Origin of the sequence: Ephemeroptericola cinctiostellae, assembly GCF_003339525.1 — a bacterium.
GTDB lineage: Bacteria > Pseudomonadota > Gammaproteobacteria > Burkholderiales > Burkholderiaceae > Hydromonas > Hydromonas cinctiostellae.
Map to the genome: position 1 here is coordinate 2,207,937 of NZ_CP031124.1, position 21,551 is coordinate 2,229,487.

The window sequence follows — 21,551 nt, forward strand, 5'->3', positions numbered from 1 at the left end:
CACCGTTAAAGCGTCGCTGCTCAAGGTTCCCGCCGCAGAGCGCGCGCTGACCTTTTATGACTTACTTTACGGAGTATCACATGAGCAGCAACAACTATTTTTTCACTTCAGAATCTGTCTCTGAAGGCCACCCAGACAAAGTCGCCGATCAAATTTCTGATGCGATTTTGGACGCCATCCTCGAACAAGACCCCACCGCTCGCGTCGCCGCAGAAACATTGTGCAACACAGGTTTGGTCGTTCTTGCGGGTGAAATCACCACGTCAGCAGTCATCGATTACATCGACATCGCTCGTGACACCATCAAACACATCGGCTACGACAACACCGACTACGGCATCGACTACAAAGGTTGCGCGGTTTTGGTCGCTTACGACAAACAGTCTCCAGACATCGCCATGGGCGTGGATGCAGCACACGATGACAACCTCGACCAAGGCGCAGGCGACCAAGGTTTGATGTTTGGCTACGCGTGCAACGAAACCGATGTGTTGATGCCATTACCGATTCACCTGTCACACCGTTTGGTTGAACGTCAAGCCGATTTACGCCGCGACGGCCGCTTGCCATTCTTGCGCCCTGATGCGAAATCACAAGTCACGATTCGTTACGAAAATGGCGTGCCCGCGGCCGTTGACACCATCGTGTTGTCAACGCAACACCATGCCGACGTGTCACTCGAAACCGTTCGTGAAGGCGTGATCGAAGAAATCATCAAGCCGATCATCCCCGCACATTTAATCAAAGGCGACATCAAATTCCTCGTCAACCCAACAGGTCGCTTCGTCATCGGCGGTCCACAAGGCGATTGCGGCCTCACAGGTCGTAAAATCATTGTCGACACTTACGGCGGTGCAGCCCCTCACGGCGGCGGTGCATTCTCTGGTAAAGACCCTTCAAAAGTCGATCGTTCAGCCGCTTACGCAGGCCGTTACGTGGCGAAAAACATCGTGGCCGCAGGTTTGGCAGATCGTTGCTTGATTCAAATCTCATACGCGATTGGCGTGGCACGTCCCACTTCAATCATGGTCGACACGTTTGGCACAGGTCGCATCACCGATGAAAAAATCACGGCTTTGGTCGCAGAACATTTTGATTTGCGTCCAAAAGGCATCGTGAAAATGTTGAATCTGTTGCGCCCGATCTACGCAAAAACAGCCGCTTACGGTCACTTTGGTCGTGAAGAGCCTGAGTTCACTTGGGAAGCCACCGACAAAGCAGCGTTGTTACGTGATGCCGCAGGTCTGTAATTTTTAGATGTGAAAAAGCCAAGCATTTTGCTTGGCTTTTTTTGACTCTAGCGAACACAGAAAAAGTAAAAACCCACCTTTTCCGTGCTTTCTTATGGTCATTTTATTGCTAATACGATGCGCCCTTGCGGGATTAACGCGCAATCACCTTGTCTTTGGAAGACGCCTGTCAGCACGGTCTGACAAATCATTTAAGCTTTTCACTGCAACAACATTGCAAGCAATGCCGACGCTCAGCCTTACTTGATTTGCTTTTTGAGGGTTTTAGAAACCGTCGCATCAAATCCATCACTGCCTTTTTCTTTTTCAGCCAAATAGGCATCACGTTTTTTAGCCAGCTCGGTAATTTTGGCATTTGTTTCTTTTCGCTGGGCGATTTTTTGTTGGACAAATGCATCACGTTCTTCTAGGCTCATTTTTTGCATTTCTGACGGCAGCTCTTCAGGTTTAATCACCGCCAATGAGATTTCTTTGTTTTCAATCGCTTGTATCACATCTTGTTTATTATAGGCTTTTGAGTTAATCGATTTATTAATCGCTCGATCGGCTTTTGCCACAATGGGTGCGGCTGCAATCGATGAAAAGCTGAGTGACGCATCCGCCGCTGCTGCCGCTCGTACCTCAGAGCGTCCAAAATAAACAGCGCCCCGACCCACCTCATCGCCCAGTTTTGCTAACTCGTCATCATAGGGTGTTGCCACAACCTGTACGCCACCATTTTGGGCAATCGCAAAATACTCGCCGCCACCATATTGGGCAATCTCACGCCACACGCGTGCAGTAGATGCATCGTTACCCGCTTGTATCGCATTGACTCGAATGCCCCTACGATAGGCTGTGCGTGCGGTGTCTTGGGCTGACATGCTGTTTCGATAGTCGTCATGGGGTGGCGCATCGCCGACTAAGAATAGAATTTGTGACAACCCATCTTGATGATGCCCCTCCTGCGTCCAACCCGCTTTGTTCAAGCCATCTTGCAATGCGCTGCGCACATCCTCTTGGGTGTCTCCACCACCGACTGCTTGATAAGCAATCAACTGACTGTACACTTGATCCAAATCGGCGGAAAGCGGCGTCACTTGAGTCACATAACTATCGCCTTTGTCACGATAAGCGACCAAGCCCACTTTTACTTGCACATCACCCGATGATTTTTGGTTCTGCATGACATCATTGACAATGCGCCAAATTTTGGTTTTCGCCCCCTCCAATAAACCACCCATTGAGCCTGTCGTATCAAGGACAAACACCATTTCAATGGTTTTAGGTCGCGGCTGCATTATGGCCATTTTAGCGTTGACAGAATCATGCTCCACTTGTGCACATGCAGGCATGGTGAAGCCCAAACCACTGACCATGCTTAAGGTCATCAGTGTTGTTGATAATTTGATCATCTTTTTTCCTTTATTGATATTCGATTTGAATGGTTCAGCACCCATTTGGTTGACCTGACAGAAAAATAATCAATCGTTCCTGTAAATGATAAAATCACCACACACACAACCCAATGGATTTTCTATGCAATCGCTCTGGATGCTCGCCGCATCACTTTTCTTCGCCATTATGGGCATGTTCATTAAATTGTCATCCAGTTACCACAACTTAGGTGAAATCGTCCTGTTTCGCGGCCTGCCCAGCGTGATTTTCATCCTTGGCTACGCCCTGCGCAAGCAACTGCCCTTGTTCGGACACAATCTAAAAACACACGCCCGCCGCAACATGGTCGGCATCACCTCGATGTGGATGGGGTTTTATGGCACCACCCACCTGCCGCTCGGCACAGCGACCACTTTGAACTACACGTCACCGTTGTTCATCGCCATTTTTTTGCTGTATCAAAGCTATTTTCCGGGCATCTTGCGCACGCAATGGTTGCGCTTCGGCGCCATCATCTTGGGCTTCATTGGCGTGTTGTGTATTTTCAATCCCTTTGTCGAAACGGGCTTAAACCACACGGCCTTGCTCATCGCACTGCTGGGTGGCATGATGGGCGCACTGGCCTACATGACCGTGCGCAGCTTGGGTCGCATGGGTGAACCCGAATGGCGCACGGTGATGCTGTTTTCATGCAGCGTGGTGCTCTCGGGTCTACTCGGCATCGCCCTCCTTGGCCTCTCGCACTACAGCTTGCGTTCAACCTTGTACCTCATCGGCATCGGACTGGCAGGCATGGGTGGACAACTGTGCATGACGCGCGCCTTCAGCCGAGGTTCAGCGACCTTGACCGCCACACTGCAATACACCACCATCATATTCTCAGCCACCTTTGGCTACTTGATTTGGGGTGAAACCATTGATTTAATGGGGTTTATTGGCATCGCATTGGTCATTGCCTCAGGCCTCGCCGCCACGTTGTACGCCCGTAAAAACAGTTAAAAATTGAAACAAGCAAACAAAAGGCCACCATGTACACCACCCTCATCACCGCCAACGAACTGAATGCACTCATCAACGCATCAAAAGACCTCCTCATTCTCGACGCCCGCCATGATTTAATGAATACCGAAGCAGGCGCAACAGCATACGCCCACGCGCACATCGCTAATGCACACTTCATGCACATGGACACAGATTTATCTGGCGAAAAAACAGGCACAAACGGTCGTCACCCCTTGCCCGACATGGCCGTTTTTTCTGACAAATTGCGTACGATTGGCCTCAACAATGACACTCAAGTCGTGGTTTACGATGAACACAACGGCATGATGGCCGCCCGCGCATGGTGGCTGCTGCGCCACCTTGGACATAAAAACTGTGCGGTGCTCAACGGTGGCCTCACAGCATGGCGCACAGCGAACCTGCCACTGACCGCAGATGCAAGCATTATCGCAAACACTGTTACCGCGCAAGGCCATTTCATCGCGCACAACTCACTCAATCGCACCGTCACCGCCGATGACCTCATGGCGCACCTCAACGACGCCACCTACCGCATCATCGACGCACGCGCCCCTGAACGCTACTCAGGCGCAGTCGAACCGATTGACCCCATCGGCGGACACATTCCGCACGCGGTCAATCATTTTTTCATGCGTAATTTGAATGAAGATTTCACCTTTAAATCAGCAGATGCGCTGCGAAGTGAATGGTTGGTTACTTTTGGGGAACAATCCATCGCGCACATCGTCAACCAATGCGGCTCAGGCGTGACCGCTTGTCATAATATTTTAGCGCAGCATATCGCAGGGCTAGACGGCGCAGCTTTGTATGCGGGGTCTTGGAGTGAATGGTGCAGTGATGCGGGGCGACCTGTGGAAAAATCAGCCGTGGTTTGATGTTTGGAAGTTTAATATTTTTGGATTCAGGGAGGTGAATACAACACCCCCTCGCACCCCATTAAGAAGCCAACAGATGTAAAATTTCATTCAAAAACATTCACCAAATCATTTACCCCATTTAACCAGCCATTGATCAGAGAGAACAACATGACTTTCAACATCACACGCCGCCAAACTTTAAGCATACTGGGCGCAAGCTTACTCACCGCCTGTACACGCGACGGCATGCCGCCACCCAACGATACCCAATCAAGCCCACTGCCCGACAACAGCCACACCAATCCACAATGTTACGCCCGAGCGCAACAAACCGAAGGGCCCTATTTTGTCGATGAACAACTCAATCGCACAGACATTCGCAACGACCCTGCGACTGGAAAAATCAGTGCTGGCGTGCCATTGACATTAAACTTTACCATCTCCAACATCAACGACATGAATTGCAACGCCATTACAGATGCAATCATTGACATTTGGCACTGCGACGCAACAGGCGTGTATTCGGATGTCAAAGACAATAATGGTTTATTCAACACCAAAGGCGTAAAATTTCTACGCGGACTACAAAAAACCGATGCCAACGGACATGCACAATTCACAACAATCTATCCCGGTTGGTATCAAGGTCGCGCAGTGCACATTCACTTTAAAATTCGCTGGACTGATGCAAACAATAAAACCCACAGCTTCACATCACAACTGTATTTTAACGATGCTTTATCCGACACCATTTTCAAAAACGCCCCTTACAACACCAGCCGCCAACGTGACACCCGCAATGCACAAGATTTTATTTTTCAACGCGGTGGACAAGATTTATTGTTGAACTTGACTCAAGAGGGCGCAGGATACACCGCGAATTTCTCGATTGGTTTGAGTGTGTAGAAGTCAGAGCTGGTAAGTTTGGCACAAGAAAATTCGGCTTAAAATCTTGTGGCTACGCTATTTAAATAAAGGAACTATTAGGCAACTCGTTTGAATAGCGAGTTAAAACTTAATATCATGCGAAATTATCTCTTTTGTATTACGTAGGCGATTTTGCATTTCCTCCGCAAACCTAATAAAAACATTCCAAAAAAGTTTATTTTTGTTTATGTTTGTCCAAAAATTAGAGCTTTCTAAACATTTCGTAGCATAATAACCATACATATAATAGGCTAAATCAGGCTTAATTAAACCCGTATTTCGCAACACCGCCACCTCCTCAAAAAAAGTTAAATATGCGCGCTTTTCTTCGATGGGTATCTCTTTAAGCTTCTCCTCATCTTTTTCCAAAAGCGTTCGTATTTCATTAAACGATTTATTTGAAAAGTACTCGTTTTGTTTTTTGAGAAACACTTCAGCTCTTTTCTGCGCGCCTTGAAGTGCAAACTCAATAACCCCTTTATATAAACCCCAAATAGCCGCAATAACTCCTAGAATCGCAGCAATATTTTTTATTAACTCCATATCACCTCCGAACTTATCGTTCAAATTCAGTAGTTAAAGTCAAACCGCTGAAATGATAAGTTGAACCGAATCTCTCGATTAAATTGGCTTTTCTTTCTTATTTTCTATAGTTGCATCCGTGGCAGCCTGTGTAATAGAAGGCTCGGATCCAGCGGCAACAAAGACGATTGCTGGAAGTATTGTTACTTGAACCGTTGCACCTTCTGCTTGTGAAATCGCCATCCACTGATCATGAAAATATGCCATATCATTCATGTAAGGGAGCTTTCCGAGGTCTTGCATGACACCATTGGTTTCGTATGGCCCCCAATAACCAAGATTCACGTCAGAAGTTGCGATTCCAACATGTGATATTTCACGAGGCATCTGGGCAATATCAATTTGTGCATTTCCGTTGCTGTCACAAATAAGATTACCATCAGAATCCTTAAGTGCCCCCCACAATCCTCCCACTCTAGGCCGCCCATATACATTAAGCTTGGCAACGGCTTGTTCCTTGGCAGGCTGCCCTTCTATGTCTTTCCCAACTTTTCCTCGATAGACTTCTCGCGCTGCCGCGAGAATAGCACCACGTCCGAATGCAGCTAGCACTTGCTCGTCAGTTCCGCCGCTTGCCGCGACAGCTGCACCTCCTATACTCGCCGCAGCAAGTGTGCGCTTTGCGTTGTCGATTAACATTTCCGACGGCATTCCATCAATGAGCTTTAAGCCTTTCGATGTCGCCCAAGCGATGATCCCTGCTTTCAGAGCCGCCTCTAGACTTTCAGTAGCCTTGTAAGTTACCCATGCTGCATATGCGGCAGCACCACCCGGCCCTCCATAAACGGTAGCGCCTGCTGCAGCAAGGTTATTTAAAAGGCTTGACTCCATAACCGCATCGGCTGCTGCGGCTTCGGTATGCTTCAACGGATCTATCATTGCATACCACACCGCGTCTACTAGTTTTCCCTCAAGTACGCGACGCTCCGCATCAGATAAAGTCTTTCCGATTCCATCGACTTGGTTCTCGACAAAGTGATACGTTGCAGCTGCAAGCTCTACGATGTTTTCGTAAGCTCTCCCAACCTCAGCAACTGTGTCGTTGCTCACCTTTGAAAAAGTAGCCTCAATATCTTTCCCAGCTTTTGCTACATTCGCCTCGACATCTTTCCCAGCTTTTGCTACATTCGCCTCGACATCTTTACCAGCTTTTACCACATTCTGCCCAACGTCATTGGCGGCTTTTTCGGCTGTGGTGGCAACATCTTGGGCGGCATCCTTTACTGCTTCTACAGTATTCTGTATGAACTTTTCGCCCTCTTTTATGACCTCATCGACAATTGGTATACTTATTCCAAAAGGCATTTTGACCCCCTCTCCTAAGGTTGGAGATTGTAAAGCTCACTGACTGCGAACGCAATATTGTACGACCCTAATATTTTATGCGGAGAAACACATTGATAAACTGCTTTCAGATTAAACGCATGTATAACCAACTCAATCCTGCTTTATATGCGAAATGCCTTTAACTTAGATAACACGACAATTTTTCTGAAGATAGACAATGCACACCCTATAAAAACTTTCAGTATCATCATTAATTTTATATTTATTTTCACTATATTTTTTTATCTTTTATAAAATACAACAAAGCAAATAAAAAGTAAAGTTTTATTTTTCACAGGCCATTTTATCTACTTCCGCGCTTCCAATGCTTCCCAACGTTCCAAGCACACCAATAACGCTTCGTCGATTTCACCCAGTCGCTCGGTCAAGGCCACGCCGCGTTTGGGTTCGTTGACAAAAATTTGACCGTCGAGCAAGAGTGCGTTGATGCCGTTTTGCTCATTTTCTAGATTGGCGATGGTGATCGGCAGTTCTTCCAGTTCTTTTTGTTCTTTGAAACTCAATTTGCTTTTCGCGGTGGTTTTGATCGGATCGGCAGGTGCTGCTTTTTCAGGCTCTTCGGCTTTTTTCGGGGCGTGTTTGAGCATGGCGGCATCGACTTCGGCGTAGCCCACAGGTGTGGTCAGGCCGCTTTGACGTTGCCAGTCATAGAAGCCACCCACGTATTCGCGCCATTCGCCCACACGTGGTTCGGCGGCGATGATGCTGGTGACGACATTGTCGAGGAATTGTCGGTCGTGCGAGACAAGGAATACGGTGCCGGGGTATTCTTGCAGCAGCTCTTCGAGGAGTTCGAGTGTTTCGATGTCGAGGTCGTTGGTGGGTTCATCCATGACCAGCACGTTGGCTGGGTTGGCGAATAAACGCGCCAGCAACAGGCGGTTGCGTTCGCCGCCTGAGAGTGATTTCACAGGTGAATGGGCGCGTTGCGGGGCGAAGAGGAAATCGGCGAGGTAGCCCATGACGTGCTTTTTAGCGCCATTGATTTCAACCCATTCACTGCCGGGACTGATGGTGTCGGCCAAGGTTTGTTCTGGGTCAAGCGCGCCACGCATTTGATCAAAGTAGGCGACAGAAATGTTCGTGCCTGTTTTGATGCGTCCTGAATCGGCTTCCAGTTCACCGAGGATGAGTTTGAGCAAGGTGGTTTTGCCCATGCCGTTGCCTGCGAGGAAGCCAACTTTGTCGCCGCGCATGATGTTGGCGGTGAAATCATGGACAATTTTTCGATCGCCAAAGGATTTACAGACATTTTCCATCTCGGCCACGACTTTGCCTGAGCGGTCGCCTTGGGCAACTTCAAGTTTCACATTGCCAACTTGCTCACGACGTGCGGAGGATTGTTGGCGCATTTCGAGCAGGCGGTTGATGCGGGCGACAGATTTGGTGCGGCGGGCTTCGACGCCTTTGCGAATCCAGACTTCTTCTTGCGCCATGACTTTATCAAACTTGGCGTTTTCTATGGCTTCATCGGCGAGCTGCTGGGCTTTCAGGGCTTGATATTCAGTGAAGTTGCCAGGGTAGCTGCGAATCAGGCCACGATCCAGTTCGATGATGCGCGTGGCCACGTTGTCCAAAAATGCGCGGTCGTGGGTGATGAGCAGAACGGCACCTTTGAAACTGCGCAGCAGTTCTTCCAGCCAGCCGATTGCGGTCATGTCCAGATGGTTGGTGGGTTCGTCCAGCAGCAGAATGTCTGGGGCTTGCACCAATGCGCGCGCAATGGCGACGCGCTTTTGCACACCGCCTGAAAGTTTGCCGCACAGGGCGTGTTCATCCAAGCCGAGTTGATCCAAGGTCGCTTGTACGCGCGTGTGCAACGTCCAGCCGTCGTTGTGTTCAAGTTCGGTTTGCACCATTTGCAAACGATCCAGCAGTTCCATTTGGTGATCGCCCTCGGCGTGCGCGAGTTCTTCGATGAGGTTTTCGTATTCAATCAACAGCTGTGCGCCTTCACCCACGCCTTCGGCGACGGCTTGCAGCACGGTCATGTCGGCGGCGAACAAGGGTTCTTGCTCAACGTAAGCGCATTTCAAACCTTGCTGGCGGCTGATCAGCCCATCGTCCAAAGACTGTAAACCCGCAATGATTTTCAATAAAGAGGATTTGCCCGTGCCATTGCGACCAATCAGGCCAACGCGTTCGCCCTCTTCTAAGGCAAAATCGGTGTGGTCAAGTAAAGCGACGTGACCGTAGGCCAGTTGTGCGTCGGAGAGGGTAAAAATTGCCATGTGTTCATCTTGTAAAATAAGTTAATCGGTGTTTTTTATGTTTTGAAACGGTTGATGTGATCGCCGCCATTGAATGGCTTGCCCATCAAAATGGTGAATCAAGGCTTATTTTTCACTCCGTTCCAATTTTGAATGCGCTTTAATGTAAACATCAACGCTGCTGTCTGTGCATTTCAAACAAGCACACCGCCGCCGCTGCCGCGACATTCAAAGACTCCCCGCTGCTCATGGGGATGTAAGCGCGTGCTTCGGCGGCTTCGATCAATGTTTGGGTGATGCCTGTGCCTTCATTGCCAAAAACCCATGCCACAGGGCGATTCAGGTCTAAATCGTATAAATCGTTGGCAACATAAGAGCTGGTGGCGATGGTTTGAATGCCTGCGGTCTGTAAATGCACAAACAAAGCCGTCATGTTCACTTGCTCAAAAATGGACAATGAACAATGCGCGCCAACCGCCGCCCGCAGCACTTTGGGTGCAAATGGGTTGGCGCATGCACTGCTCAAGTACACAGTGCGCACACCCGCCGCTGCCGCACTGCGCAAAATCGAACCCATGTTGCCGGGGTCTTGTACACCATCTAGAATCACTGCATTGCCCGTGTCGGAAAACCCCGTACAAACAGGACGTTCAACTTCAAACAGCAACGACACGCCTTGCTCCAATGTGCTCAAATCACGAAATAACGCATCGGGCAACATGTGCACAGTGATTCGAGCTGCACGCATTTGTGCCAATAAAGGGGTGATTTCAACGTGCATTTGTGCACTTTCAGCGACCCAAACCAATATAGGATTTTGATGTGCCAAAAAAGTTTCACAAGCGTGAATGCCTTCGATGACCATGCGCGCATCGCTGCGCTTCGGGCTGGTCAATAATTTTTTCAGGGCTTTAACCGCTGGATTGTCTTTTGAGGTGATTAACATGTGAATTGTGCTGTTGTTTCTGCTGTTGTTTCTGCTGTTGTTTCTGCTGTTGTTTCTAATTTTGCTTCTAATTTTGCTTCTGATTTTGCTTCTGATTTTGCTTCTGATTTTGCTTCTGATTTTGCTTCTGATTTTGCTTCTGATTTTGCTTCTGATTTTGTTTCGGTTTTCGATTCTAAAATCTTACGCACGGGCGCATAGGTGCGGCGGTGTTCTGGGCACACACCATGCGCACGCAAAGCCGCGAGGTGAACGGCAGTTGGATAACCTTTGTGCTGAGCAAAACCATACTGCGGATACAGCGCATCCAAGCGATCACAATCGGCATCGCGCGCCACCTTGGCAAGGATAGAAGCCGCAGAAATGGCGGGTTCAATCGCATCACCGCCAATCAAAGCGCGTCCAGCATAACCTTTTTGCACCAACAATTTAGGGAAATGATTGCCATCCACCCACACCCAATCGGCGTGCTCAGACAAACCTTCAACCGCGCGGGTCATTGCCAATAGGCTGGCTTGCAAAATATTGAGCTCATCGATTTCTTCAACGCTCGCGCTGGCGATGCACCACGCACGGGCTTTGGTTTTGATCTCGGCACTCAAACGCTCACGGGTTTTGGCTGAGAGTTTTTTTGAATCATTCAAGCCTTCAATCGGCTCACCCAACATCACGGCTGCAGCATACACTGCACCTGCCAATGGTCCACGGCCTGCTTCATCTGCACCACATATGGCTTGTGCATCATTCAGCGCACAGGCAAATAAATCATCTGTGCGCAGTGTCATGTGCGCCCAATCACTTGAGCTATCGCTTGTGCGCACAGACTGGGCGTGTCACGGATCAAACTGTGGTGCAGTTCAGTCAAACGTTCAACCACACTTGCATCGCTGGCATAACGGTTCATTTCGGACAACAAGGCATCGGCCAAACCATCGGGCGTCGCATCGTTTTGTAAAACTTCCGGAATAAAGGAGTCATTCAATAAAATATTGGGTAAACCAATCCACGGCAACAACGCCACTTTGGTGTAAATAAACGCCGAAGTGCGTGATGTTTTGTATGCAATGACCATCGGTTTTTTATACAAAGCCACTTCTAAACTGGCCGTGCCACTGGCAACGAGGGTCGCATCGGCGGCCTCCATCACACTGCGCGCTTGCCCATCAAACAAACGCAAGGCGATGTTCGGGGCGTATTGCTGACGCATGGTTTGAATTTTTTCACGCAACGAGGCGTGAGCGACAGGCAAAATGAATTGCACATCGCCCAGCTGTGAAGCCAAGCGTTGTGCCGCCTGAAGAAAGACTGGCAAATTATAATCAATCTCGGAATTGCGCGAACCAGGCAACAGTGCAATGGTGGTTTTAGTGCGCGACAGTTGGAGTGCATCTCGCGCCATCGGCGCATTCGCCAGCAAAGGGATGTGAGGTGCAAATGGATGCCCAACATACGTTGCAGGAATCCCAGCATCTTGGTATATTTTTTGCTCAAATGGAAAAATCAGCAACACATGATCCGCCGCACGACGAACTTTTTCAATGCGTTTGGGACGCCATGCCCAAATCGATGGGCTGACATAATGCATGGTTTTAATGCCCGCCACCCTCAATTTAGTTTCCAGACCCAAATTAAAATCGGGCGCATCCACACCCACAAACACATCTGGTGGGGCAATGGTCAAACGGTTGATGAGGTCGCTGCGCATGCCAATGATACGTGGCAAATGGCGAATCGGCTCGAAATAACCACGCACCGCCAAAGATTGTGAAGGCCACCATGCTTCAACGCCCGCACGCACCATGGCTTCGCCCGCGATGCCTGTTGCACGCACACCCGTAAAAGCCGCTTGCGTGCCTTTGACAAGCTCAGCAGCGAGTTGATCGCCCGAGGACTCACCCGCCACCAATGCGACGTGAACAATTGAATCAGAGGTCATGGCCACTTAACGAATGATGCCGCGAGTGGCTTGGGTTAAAAATGCACTCATGAGGTGCAATGCAGCCGCGTTGTTTGGCTCGTCAGCTGCGGCTGAATTGATCGCAGCAATCGCTTGCTCAGTGGTCAGGTCTTGGCGATAAATTGCTTTATAAGCACGTTTAATCGACATGATTTGCTCCGATGTGAAACCACGGCGTTTCAAACCTTCACTGTTGATGCCAAAAGCTGTTGCTGGATTGCCACTGGACAAAACAAATGGCGGCACATCTTTCAACATGATGGTACCGCCACCCACCATCGCATGGGCCCCCACTTTGACAAACTGGTGCGCACCCGCCATGCCACCGATGATTGCCCAATCACCAACTTCAACGTGACCCGCCAGTTGTGCATTGCTGGCCAAAATGGTGTGATCACCAATCACACAATCGTGCGCAAGGTGAACATAACCCATGATCCAATTGTCATTGCCCACCACGGTCACACCTTGATCTTGGGTCGTGCCACGATGGAAACTACAAAACTCGCGGATCAAGTTACGATCACCAATCACCAAGCGCGTGGGCTCACCTGCATATTTTTTATCTTGTGGTGCGCTGCCGAGCACCACATGGTGCCCGATCTGATTGTCAGCACCAATTCGGGTGTCGCCTTCGATGACATTGTGTGCACCAATGTGTGTGCGGTCACCAATGCTCACGTTGGCGCCGATCAGGGTATACGCGCCAATGACCACATCATTGCCGATGTGTGCGCCCTCTTCAATCAGCGCGGTGGGGTGAATGTGTGCAGCCATGTTCAAAACTTTCTACCAAGACATTTTTTAAGCAATGCAATGAGTTGCAGATGCCAAAAGGCATCCATTAAGTGCGATAAGCGCACATCAATTCAGCTTCAGCAGCCACTTCTGTACCCACCATGGCTTTCACTTCAAATTTTGCAAAACCACGAATCACACGCTTCAATTTGGTTTCCAAAATCAATTGATCACCCGGCACGACAGGGCGTTTAAAACGAACATTTTCCATGCCTGCAAAATAAAACAAGGCATCAGGATTTGATTCTTGTACCCACAACAATGCAGAAGCTTGCGCCAATGCCTCCATAATCAACACACCAGGCATCACAGGATTACGTGGAAAATGTCCTTCAAAGAACGGCTCATTCATCGACACATTTTTGATCGCGATTAATTTATCATTCAAGCGCCACTCAATCACTCGATCCACCAATAAAAATGGATAACGGTGTGGGATGCGCTCCATGATGGATTTGATGTCATACCCAGGTTGCATCGGGTTGTTGTCGATATTCACTTCACTCTCACTCATGGTCTTTCCTTTTTAATTTTTAAACTTTAACGGTGTCTGTAGCCATTTTTACACACATGGCTGTGGGACTGAACACATTATTATGACGATGCTTTTTCCAAGGCACGCAGTCGTTTGCGTAAATCCGACAAATGCCGGATCAATGATGCATTGCGTTCCCAATCACGATGCAACATGGGCGGGAAAATGCCCGAATATTGCCCCGCCTCTGTCAACGTGCTCGGCACTGCCGTCGCACCTGAAATCACCGTGCCATCTGGAATCGACAAATGCCCACCAATCATCGCCGCGCCACCAATCATGCAACGCGCACCAATTGTCGAGCTGCCTGCAATCCCAACACACGATGCAATTGCAGTGTGTGCGCCAATAACGCAATTATGCGCAATTTGGATTTGATTGTCGAGTTTTACACCCTCATGAATCACGGTATCGGCCAAAGCACCACGATCAATCGTCGTATTCGCACCGATTTCAACATCATCACCGATCAACACCCGACCCACTTGAGGGATTTTATGCCAACCTGCAGGGCTCGGCGCAAAGCCAAAACCATCGCTGCCAATCACTGCGCCCGCATGCACAATAGTACGCGCGCCCACTTCACAGGCACCATATATTGTCACATTTGGGTACAGGGTTGAGTCATCACCAATCACCACATCATCGCCAATCACCACGCCCGCACGCACATGAACTCGCTCCCCAATGCGCGCCCGTGCACCAATGACCACACGTGCATCGATTTGTGCACTCGCAGCGACTTGTGCGCTGTCGTCCAGCACAGCCGATGCATGAATCCCCCCATTCAACTGACACTGCAAATACAACCGTTGCGCAACAAAAGCATAGGCCGCATAGGGCTGGGTGCATATCACGTATGCAGTCGAAGCCTTGCATGCTTGCTGATGGCTCAGCCAATCATAATCATCCTGTGTCAACACCACCACGCTGGCACATGATGATTTCAATTGTTCACGTAAAGCCGCATTGCTTAAAAATGCGAATGCGCCTTCGCCTGCAATGTCCAATGGGGCAATGTGCGAGACCTTCGTCGCCGTTGAGCCACTGGCCACAACATACGGCAGAGGAAAGCCTAAAAATAAATCAGCCAGTGTCTGCAAAGGTGCATGCACTGGCTTGAATGAAGTCGGTTTTGTCATCATTGATCTTACAAAAGAGAATCCGTATGTTAATCGATGAAAAACTGCAAACATCCTGAAACAGAGTGTCTGCAGCGATTTTACACCTTAAATACCTTAATCAATGCAATTGCTCAATCACGCGTTTGGTCAAGTCATATTCCGGCTTGATATACACCGCATCTTGCACAACCAAATCATAACCTTCTTTTTCAGCCATGGCTTTAATCACGCTGTTCGCTTGCGCCAATAAATTTTGCAATACTTTGTTTTGGGCTGAAGATAAATCCTCTTCAAATTTGACACGTTCGGCTTCAAAAGCATCCATGTTTTGCGCCAATTCTTTTTCGCGATCCGCACGTTTGGCATCAGTCAAACTTGGAAAATCTTTCTCATACGCTTGTTGCTTTGAACGAATTGAAGCCGCCTTAGCATCCAAAGCATTTTCACGCGATTTAAACTGGCTGTCCAAAGTGCTGCGAGCAGATTTAGCAGGTGCAGACTCTGCCATCAATCGATCCAAACTGACATAGCCCACTTTAAATTGCTGTGCCATTGCTGTTGTGCTCATTGCCACAGTTGACATCAATGCTGCGCAAATCAAAGATAATTTTTTCATGTTGTGTGTCCTTAAATATTTTAGAATGAAGTGCCAATTTGGAACTGAAAGCGTTGAACCTTGTCATATGTTTTCTTATTAATTGGCAAACCATAACTGAATTTCAATGGGCCAATCGGTGATGCCCATGACAAACCGACACCATACGAATAGCGCAAACCATTGCACCCTGAGAAACTGATTTTGGTGACGTTACACCCACTGCCATCGGTGATGGCATTGCCATTGGAATCGTTGTCAGACCACAAACCGCCTGCATCGGCAAATGCAAATAAGCGCACGCCACGGTTTTTAACCATGCCAGGGAATGGGAATTGCAATTCCAAATTGGCCACAGCGCGTTTAGAACCACCAATATAAGCAACTGTCCCATTTGTGGTGGTCTGGGTTGGCCCCATTGAACTGGAGTCAAAACCACGCACAGAACCAATGCCACCCGCAAACATGTTTTTAAAGAATGGGTAAGCGTCACCACCATAACCTCGGCCGTAGTCAAACTGGGTGTTGAAGGCCAAAGTGAAATATTTTGAAACAGGTACAAATTTTTGGAACTGATAACTGGCTTTGTAGTAATTGATGTCCCCCACAGGCGCCACTTCCAGATTCACCCTTTGGAGCGAACCTCGACTTGGAGAAAAACCCGAGTCGCGTGTGTCATGTGACCAACCTGCAGTCAGTGCATAGGTGGTGAAACTGTTTTTACCGTTGGTGTACTGTGTGTAACTTGCAGGCACTTCACCCGTGCTGGCCAAGGTGATTTTATTGCGTTCTGGATTCACACCTAAAAATATTTTATTGTTTTCAGAAATGGGCACGCCAAAGCTTAAATTCACACCTGTCGTTGTGTATTTCACATCTGAAATATTCAGTTTCGATGCGTCGTATTTACGATAGTACACGGAGAAATCACGACTGACACCGTATTTGGTCATGTACGGGTTGCGGGTTGTGACCGTTGCATTACGAGAAGAGCTGCTGGTGTCAATGTCCAAACCCAGTGAGTTGCCCGTGCCCATAAAGTTATTTTCATTGATCGAACCCGATAAACTGACTTTATCTGATGTGCTGTAACCCAAGCCCAATTTCAAGTCACCGGTCGGTATTTCTTTCACTGAATAATTGACATCCACTTGGTTGTTCACACCTTCAACAGGTACGGTGTCAACGGTTACTTCACTGAAGTAACCCAAGCGATCAATGCGATCACGCGAGGCTTGGACACGCTCTGCACTGTACAAAGAGCTTTCCATTTGACGGACTTCACGGCGGATGACATCATCTTTGGTGCGGCTGTTACCCGCCACATTGATGTGACGCACGTAAACACGCTCAACAGGATCAACCGTGATGGCGACATCAACCAGATGGGTGTCTTTGTGAATGTTGGGCACCACATCGACTTTAGCCAAAGCATAACCATCGTCGCTTAAACGGCGAGACACATTGGTCGCAATCGCCGACACCGCACTGCGTGAATACACGCCATTGAGTTTGTACTTGACCAGCTTCTCAACGTCTTTGCGTGGTGTGCCTTTGGTGTCGCCTTGCAGAGCGATGGAGCTCACACGGTATTGCTCACCTTCACTCACCTTCATGGCAATTTCAATGCCCTTGCCATCGGCTGTCTCTGGTGTGTCGACACTGGTAAAATCGAAATCCAGATAACCTTTGTCATAATAATATGAACGAATGGCATCCAAATCGGCTTTCAAACGTTCAGGTGCAAAACGACTGTCTTTTGAATACCAAGAAAAAATGCCATTTTTATTCAATTCCATAATGGAACGAATTTTATGAGCGGACACGGCTTTATTGCCACTCACTTGAATTTTACGAATTTTAAGGTATTGACCTTCATCGACATTGATGGTGACCGCGACCTGTTTACGATCCTGTTCTTTGACTTCTGATGTCACCTTGGCATTGACCAAACCCGCCTCTTCGTACATGGTTTGAATTTCTGTTTTGACTTTTTCCAACAAAGCAGGGTCGTAAGGGTAACCTTGGGCAAAACCATAATTTTTTAAATTTTGTGCAATTTCTTTTTTATCAAAATTTTTCATGCCTTTGATTGTAAAGTCAGACACGACGGCACGTTCAGCCAATTTAACCACCAGCACTGAGCCGTTCAAACCCACACTCACATCCTCATATAAACCTGAGGCATACAATGCTTTGATGATGTCTTGGGATTGTCCTGCGTTGAATGCATCACCCACTTTAACGGGTAAAAAACCAAACACAGTCGATGGATCAGAACGTTGTAAACCTTGAACCACAATATCGGTCAACTTCACGCTTTGAGGTATGGCAACCGCAACAGCTGGGTGTGCTGTAACCATTTTTGATGAGGTGGTTTTTGCCATCACTGGCGAGCTGACAAACAAACCCGCAACGACAAGGGCAACAACCGCTTTAGCGGGTTTATAAGAAACAATTTGGCTTACCGACATAATTTTCCTAATCCATGGTGAACAGGGTTCAAACAACACAGTGCGCTTTATACCGCGCAAATGTGTTTTAAAAACGAGGACAGTTTGAGTTTTACGGGCTGCTTTGGGCTTTTAACCCAACAATTTCAAAGCATCATTATAAAACGCAATCCCCATCAAGCACAGCAAAAATGCAAAGCCGATGCGTTGACCTACTGCCAAAACCTTTTCTGACACGGGCTTTCCCGTCAGAACTTCGATGACATAATATACCAAATGCCCGCCGTCCAACATAGGAATCGGCAATAAATTTAATGCACCCAAGCTCACAGACAGCATTGCCAAAAACCCAATAAAGCTGCCCCAGCCCGCTGAACTGCTGTCACCTGCCATTTGTGCAATCGATACGGGACCGCCTATGTTTTTCAGGCTCATTTGCCCAGTGAGGATTTTAAACATGCCTTGAAAGGTCATGAGTGTGGCATCCCACGTTGCTTTTGACCCGATTTTCACCGCATCCCATGCATTATGATGAACATCAATCATGTTAAACCCTGTGATGCCAACACCAAGGCGGCCTATTTTTTGCACGGTTTCAACACCATTGACCTTGGTTTTCTGCTCCACCAATGCGGGTTTAACATCGATCACCATGTTTTTTGCACCACGCTTAACCGTCAACGCCATGTATTTTTCAGGACTTTTCGTGATGGCTTCGCGCAAGGCTGCCGAGCCATGAATCGCTTGACCATTGATCTCGATCACCTCATCACCTTCGAGCAATCCGGCTTGATCCGCAGCACCGTTGGGCACAATGCGCCCAAAACGAGGTTGTGTTTCTTGCGGCATCAAACCAATTTGATCCATCCATGTGGGGTCTTCAATGGATACCCCCTTCGTGTTGAGCTGTCCTTGGTGACTTGTGCCATCGGTACTGCGCCACACCACGTCGATTGTTTTTTGATCAAACAACGCCCTTGATACCCCCGAGCTCACATCGCCCCAACTACTCACAGGCGCTTGATTGATTGCCGTGACGGTATCGCCGGTCTGCATGCCCAGTTGACTGGCCAAGCTACTGGGCACAGGTGCTTGCGCGACGGGTGCAATGGCTTGCTGCGTGCCATACGAAAACGCCATAAAAATCAACAGTGCAAATATCAAATTCACCAACGGCCCCGCCACCACAATCGCCATGCGTTGCCATACTGAACAAGCAGCAAAACTGCCTTTGGGTTGAGCCGCTCGATCTTCAGCCGTGGTGATGGCATATTCACCACGCATTTTGACATAGCCACCCAACGGAATCATGGCCAAACAAAATGTTGTGCCTGCTTTGTTTTTCCAACTGATCAGGGGCTGACCAAAGCCAATTGAAAACTTTTCAATCTCCACGCCGCAGCGTTTGGCCACCCAATAGTGTCCCCACTCATGAATGGTCACCAGCACCAAAATGGCCGCTATAAAACTCCAAAGACTCGTCATTTAATTTTTTCCCAATGATTTTATGATGCCAATCGCCCATCAAACAAGCGCATGCAAAACATGGGCATTCATCCATGCCCGTGTACGCGCATCGGCCTCAACAACATCCTCTAAGGTCTGAGGTGTGGCCAAATCCAATGCATTTAATGCCATTTCGTTAAAGCGGGCAATGTCCAAATACGCAATGCGTTGATCCAAAAAAGCCGCCACGGCACATTCATTGGCGGCATTAAGCACAATCGGTGCCGCCCCGCCCGCACGTAAAGCGGTGAAAGCCAAATCTAAACATTTGAACTTGTTTAAATCAGGCACATAAAATTCAAGAGCGCCTTGTGCAGCCAAATCCAATAAAGAAACACCAGATTCAATCCGTTCTGGCCATGCCAATGCATGCGCGATCGGCACACGCATGTCCGCGTGCCCCAATTGCGCCAAACTTGAACCATCGACATAATTGACCATTGAATGAATGATGCTTTGCGGGTGAATCACCACATTGATTTGTTCAGGCGGTACGCCGAACAACCAATGCGCCTCAATGACCTCCAAACCTTTGTTCATCATGGTCGCAGAATCCACTGAAATTTTGCGACCCATTTGCCAACGCGGATGAGCGCACGCCTGATCGGGCGTGATGTGTTCTAAATCGGACAATGAAGATTTTAAAAATGGACCACCTGAAGCCGTCAACGTGATGGAAGCCACCGCACGATTGTCAATCTCGCCGCGCTCGTTACAGGGCAAACACTGATAAATCGCATTGTGCTCACTGTCAATCGGCGCAAGCTGCGCACCAAACTGACGCACGGCAGCCGTCATTAAACCACCTGCCATGACCAAAGCTTCTTTATTCGCCAGCAAAATTCGTTTGCCCGCCCGTGCCGCAGCCATCACAGGCAACAAACCCGCCGCCCCCACAATCGCAGCCATGACCGTGGTCACTTCAGCGGCACTGGACACATCGCACAAAGCCTGTGCGCCCACCAAAACTTCAGTATTCAGAGCAAACGGATGCAAACGTGCGCGCACATCCTGTGCAACACGCTCATCCAACACCACAGCAAAGCGCGGCTTAAATTGCACACATTGAGCCACCAAACGTTCGACCTGCGCAGCGCCTGTGAGCGCGAACACCTCGAATCGCTCAGGATGCCGTGCCAGCACATCCAAAGTGCTGCAACCAATCGAACCTGTCGCCCCTAAAACCGTCACAACCTGTTTCTGCATGATCTTTTGTGCCCCACTCACGGCATGATCCAATTCAGCAGCAACACCTGTAAAGGCAAGGTGGACAAAATGGCATCAATGCGATCCAAAATACCACCATGACCTGGCAAAGCACTGCCACTGTCTTTCACACCCGCACAACGCTTGAGCCAAGACTCAAACAAATCGCCAACAATGCTTTGATACGTCAACAAAAAACCCAATAACAGCAATTTACCCACGCCCAAATTAATCGGCAACCAATGCATGCCAATCGTCACCACAGCCAAGTACACAGTCACACCCACCCAAGCCCCTGCAGCACCTTCAATGGTTTTACCTGGGCTGATGCTTGGTGCCAACTTATGCCGCCCAAACGCGCGCCCTGTAAAAAATGCGGCCGTATCCGCAATCCACACCACCGCCAACAAGCCCAACAACATCCATGCAAAATCCGCATCGTGACGCACCAGCAAGAAACACCAACCTGTCGCCAACAACACCAACGCCCCGACCACCGCCAAAATGGGTTTCGAGGTCACGTGCCAGCCAAAATACAGCCACAACGGCACCACCAGCATCCAAAAAGCCACCGATGCGGTAATCGTCGAACCAAGCAAATTGGGCATGTGCGCACTGAATGCAAACCCTGCGCCAAGCACCGCGGGCAAGGTGAACACATAGGCCACCTTTGCCACCCGATCAAATTTAGCCAAATTGGCCCACTCTGCCGCCGCCCACGCCATCATGGCACTGACCGCAGCCAACCAAACATGGTTTGACGCAAAAAACATCAGCCCACCGACCACAACCAACATCGCCAAAGCGGTCAAAATTCTTGTTTTTACCATTGATGTGCTTTCAAAAAATTTTCAAAGT

Annotated in this window: 18 protein-coding genes and 1 pseudogene; 4 read left to right on the forward strand and 15 right to left on the reverse strand. The window is 48.7% G+C overall.

Annotated elements, in window-relative coordinates; all coding sequences use genetic code 11:
- Nucleotides 1-80 precede the first annotated feature (80 nt).
- On the forward strand, nucleotides 81-1,250 hold the full coding sequence (gene metK / locus DTO96_RS09930; RefSeq protein WP_114563351.1) for a methionine adenosyltransferase: 1,170 nt from the start codon (nucleotides 81-83) through the stop codon (nucleotides 1,248-1,250).
- A 239-nt stretch (nucleotides 1,251-1,489) separates the two neighbouring features.
- Here metK and DTO96_RS09935 read toward each other — a convergent pair whose 3' ends face one another.
- Nucleotides 1,490-2,644: a vWA domain-containing protein gene (locus tag DTO96_RS09935; RefSeq protein WP_157964400.1), complete on the reverse strand. Its 1,155-nt coding sequence runs from the start codon at nucleotides 2,642-2,644 to the stop codon at nucleotides 1,490-1,492.
- A 124-nt stretch (nucleotides 2,645-2,768) separates the two neighbouring features.
- Between DTO96_RS09935 and DTO96_RS09940 the strand changes: the two genes are divergently transcribed.
- The 3 genes from DTO96_RS09940 (at nucleotide 2,769) to DTO96_RS09950 (ending at nucleotide 5,413) form a co-directional block, all read left to right on the forward strand.
- A complete protein-coding gene (locus DTO96_RS09940; RefSeq protein WP_157964401.1) occupies nucleotides 2,769-3,626 on the forward strand; it encodes a DMT family transporter in 858 nt (285 codons plus the stop codon).
- A 29-nt stretch (nucleotides 3,627-3,655) separates the two neighbouring features.
- A complete protein-coding gene (locus DTO96_RS09945) occupies nucleotides 3,656-4,525 on the forward strand; it encodes a sulfurtransferase (RefSeq protein ID WP_114563354.1) in 870 nt (289 codons plus the stop codon).
- Nucleotides 4,526-4,675: 150 nt separating this feature from the next.
- The gene (locus tag DTO96_RS09950; protein WP_114563355.1) at nucleotides 4,676-5,413 is read left to right on the forward strand and encodes an intradiol ring-cleavage dioxygenase; all 738 of its coding nucleotides are present in this window, start codon (nucleotides 4,676-4,678) and stop codon (nucleotides 5,411-5,413) included.
- Nucleotides 5,414-5,515: 102 nt separating this feature from the next.
- On the opposite strand, the gene DTO96_RS09955 is transcribed toward DTO96_RS09950, so the two are convergent.
- The 14 genes and pseudogenes from DTO96_RS09955 to DTO96_RS10020 form a co-directional block, all read right to left on the reverse strand.
- Entirely contained in the window at nucleotides 5,516-5,977 is a 462-nt protein-coding gene (locus DTO96_RS09955; RefSeq protein ID WP_114563356.1) for a DUF4760 domain-containing protein, read from the reverse strand.
- 78 nt (nucleotides 5,978-6,055) lie between these two features.
- Nucleotides 6,056-7,321 carry a hypothetical protein gene (locus DTO96_RS09960; RefSeq protein ID WP_114563357.1) on the reverse strand — a complete coding sequence of 422 codons (1,266 nt, stop codon included), beginning with the start codon at nucleotides 7,319-7,321 and terminating at the stop codon, nucleotides 6,056-6,058.
- A gap of 329 nt (nucleotides 7,322-7,650) precedes the next feature.
- A complete protein-coding gene (locus DTO96_RS09965; RefSeq protein WP_114563358.1) occupies nucleotides 7,651-9,594 on the reverse strand; it encodes an ATP-binding cassette domain-containing protein in 1,944 nt (647 codons plus the stop codon).
- A 151-nt stretch (nucleotides 9,595-9,745) separates the two neighbouring features.
- On the reverse strand, nucleotides 9,746-10,519 hold the full coding sequence (locus tag DTO96_RS09970) for a TrmH family RNA methyltransferase (protein ID WP_114563359.1): 774 nt from the start codon (nucleotides 10,517-10,519) through the stop codon (nucleotides 9,746-9,748).
- A gap of 185 nt (nucleotides 10,520-10,704) precedes the next feature.
- Nucleotides 10,705-11,298: pseudogene (rnhB, locus tag DTO96_RS09975) on the reverse strand (ribonuclease HII); the annotation flags it as partial.
- A gap of 2 nt (nucleotides 11,299-11,300) precedes the next feature.
- Nucleotides 11,301-12,455 carry a lipid-A-disaccharide synthase gene (lpxB, locus tag DTO96_RS09980; RefSeq protein ID WP_114563361.1) on the reverse strand — a complete coding sequence of 385 codons (1,155 nt, stop codon included), beginning with the start codon at nucleotides 12,453-12,455 and terminating at the stop codon, nucleotides 11,301-11,303.
- A gap of 6 nt (nucleotides 12,456-12,461) precedes the next feature.
- On the reverse strand, nucleotides 12,462-13,253 hold the full coding sequence (gene lpxA, locus DTO96_RS09985; protein WP_114563362.1) for an acyl-ACP--UDP-N-acetylglucosamine O-acyltransferase: 792 nt from the start codon (nucleotides 13,251-13,253) through the stop codon (nucleotides 12,462-12,464).
- Nucleotides 13,254-13,320: 67 nt separating this feature from the next.
- Nucleotides 13,321-13,788 (reverse strand): 3-hydroxyacyl-ACP dehydratase FabZ, encoded by a 468-nt coding sequence (gene fabZ / locus DTO96_RS09990; RefSeq protein WP_225972485.1) that lies wholly within the window; start codon nucleotides 13,786-13,788, stop codon nucleotides 13,321-13,323.
- A gap of 80 nt (nucleotides 13,789-13,868) precedes the next feature.
- Nucleotides 13,869-14,951, reverse strand: a complete 1,083-nt coding sequence (lpxD, locus tag DTO96_RS09995) for a UDP-3-O-(3-hydroxymyristoyl)glucosamine N-acyltransferase (protein ID WP_157964404.1) — start codon at nucleotides 14,949-14,951, stop codon at nucleotides 13,869-13,871.
- Nucleotides 14,952-15,051: 100 nt separating this feature from the next.
- Complete coding sequence (locus DTO96_RS10000; protein ID WP_114563364.1) at nucleotides 15,052-15,549, reverse strand: OmpH/Skp family outer membrane protein; 498 nt, start codon at nucleotides 15,547-15,549, stop codon at nucleotides 15,052-15,054.
- Nucleotides 15,550-15,569: 20 nt separating this feature from the next.
- Complete coding sequence (gene bamA / locus DTO96_RS10005; RefSeq protein WP_114563365.1) at nucleotides 15,570-18,002, reverse strand: outer membrane protein assembly factor BamA; 2,433 nt, start codon at nucleotides 18,000-18,002, stop codon at nucleotides 15,570-15,572.
- 111 nt (nucleotides 18,003-18,113) lie between these two features.
- Complete coding sequence (gene rseP / locus DTO96_RS10010; RefSeq protein ID WP_114563366.1) at nucleotides 18,114-19,466, reverse strand: RIP metalloprotease RseP; 1,353 nt, start codon at nucleotides 19,464-19,466, stop codon at nucleotides 18,114-18,116.
- 39 nt (nucleotides 19,467-19,505) lie between these two features.
- The gene (gene ispC / locus DTO96_RS10015; protein WP_225972486.1) at nucleotides 19,506-20,693 is read right to left on the reverse strand and encodes a 1-deoxy-D-xylulose-5-phosphate reductoisomerase; all 1,188 of its coding nucleotides are present in this window, start codon (nucleotides 20,691-20,693) and stop codon (nucleotides 19,506-19,508) included.
- A gap of 17 nt (nucleotides 20,694-20,710) precedes the next feature.
- A complete protein-coding gene (locus DTO96_RS10020; protein WP_114563367.1) occupies nucleotides 20,711-21,523 on the reverse strand; it encodes a phosphatidate cytidylyltransferase in 813 nt (270 codons plus the stop codon).
- Between the last annotated feature and the right edge of the window lie 28 nt (nucleotides 21,524-21,551).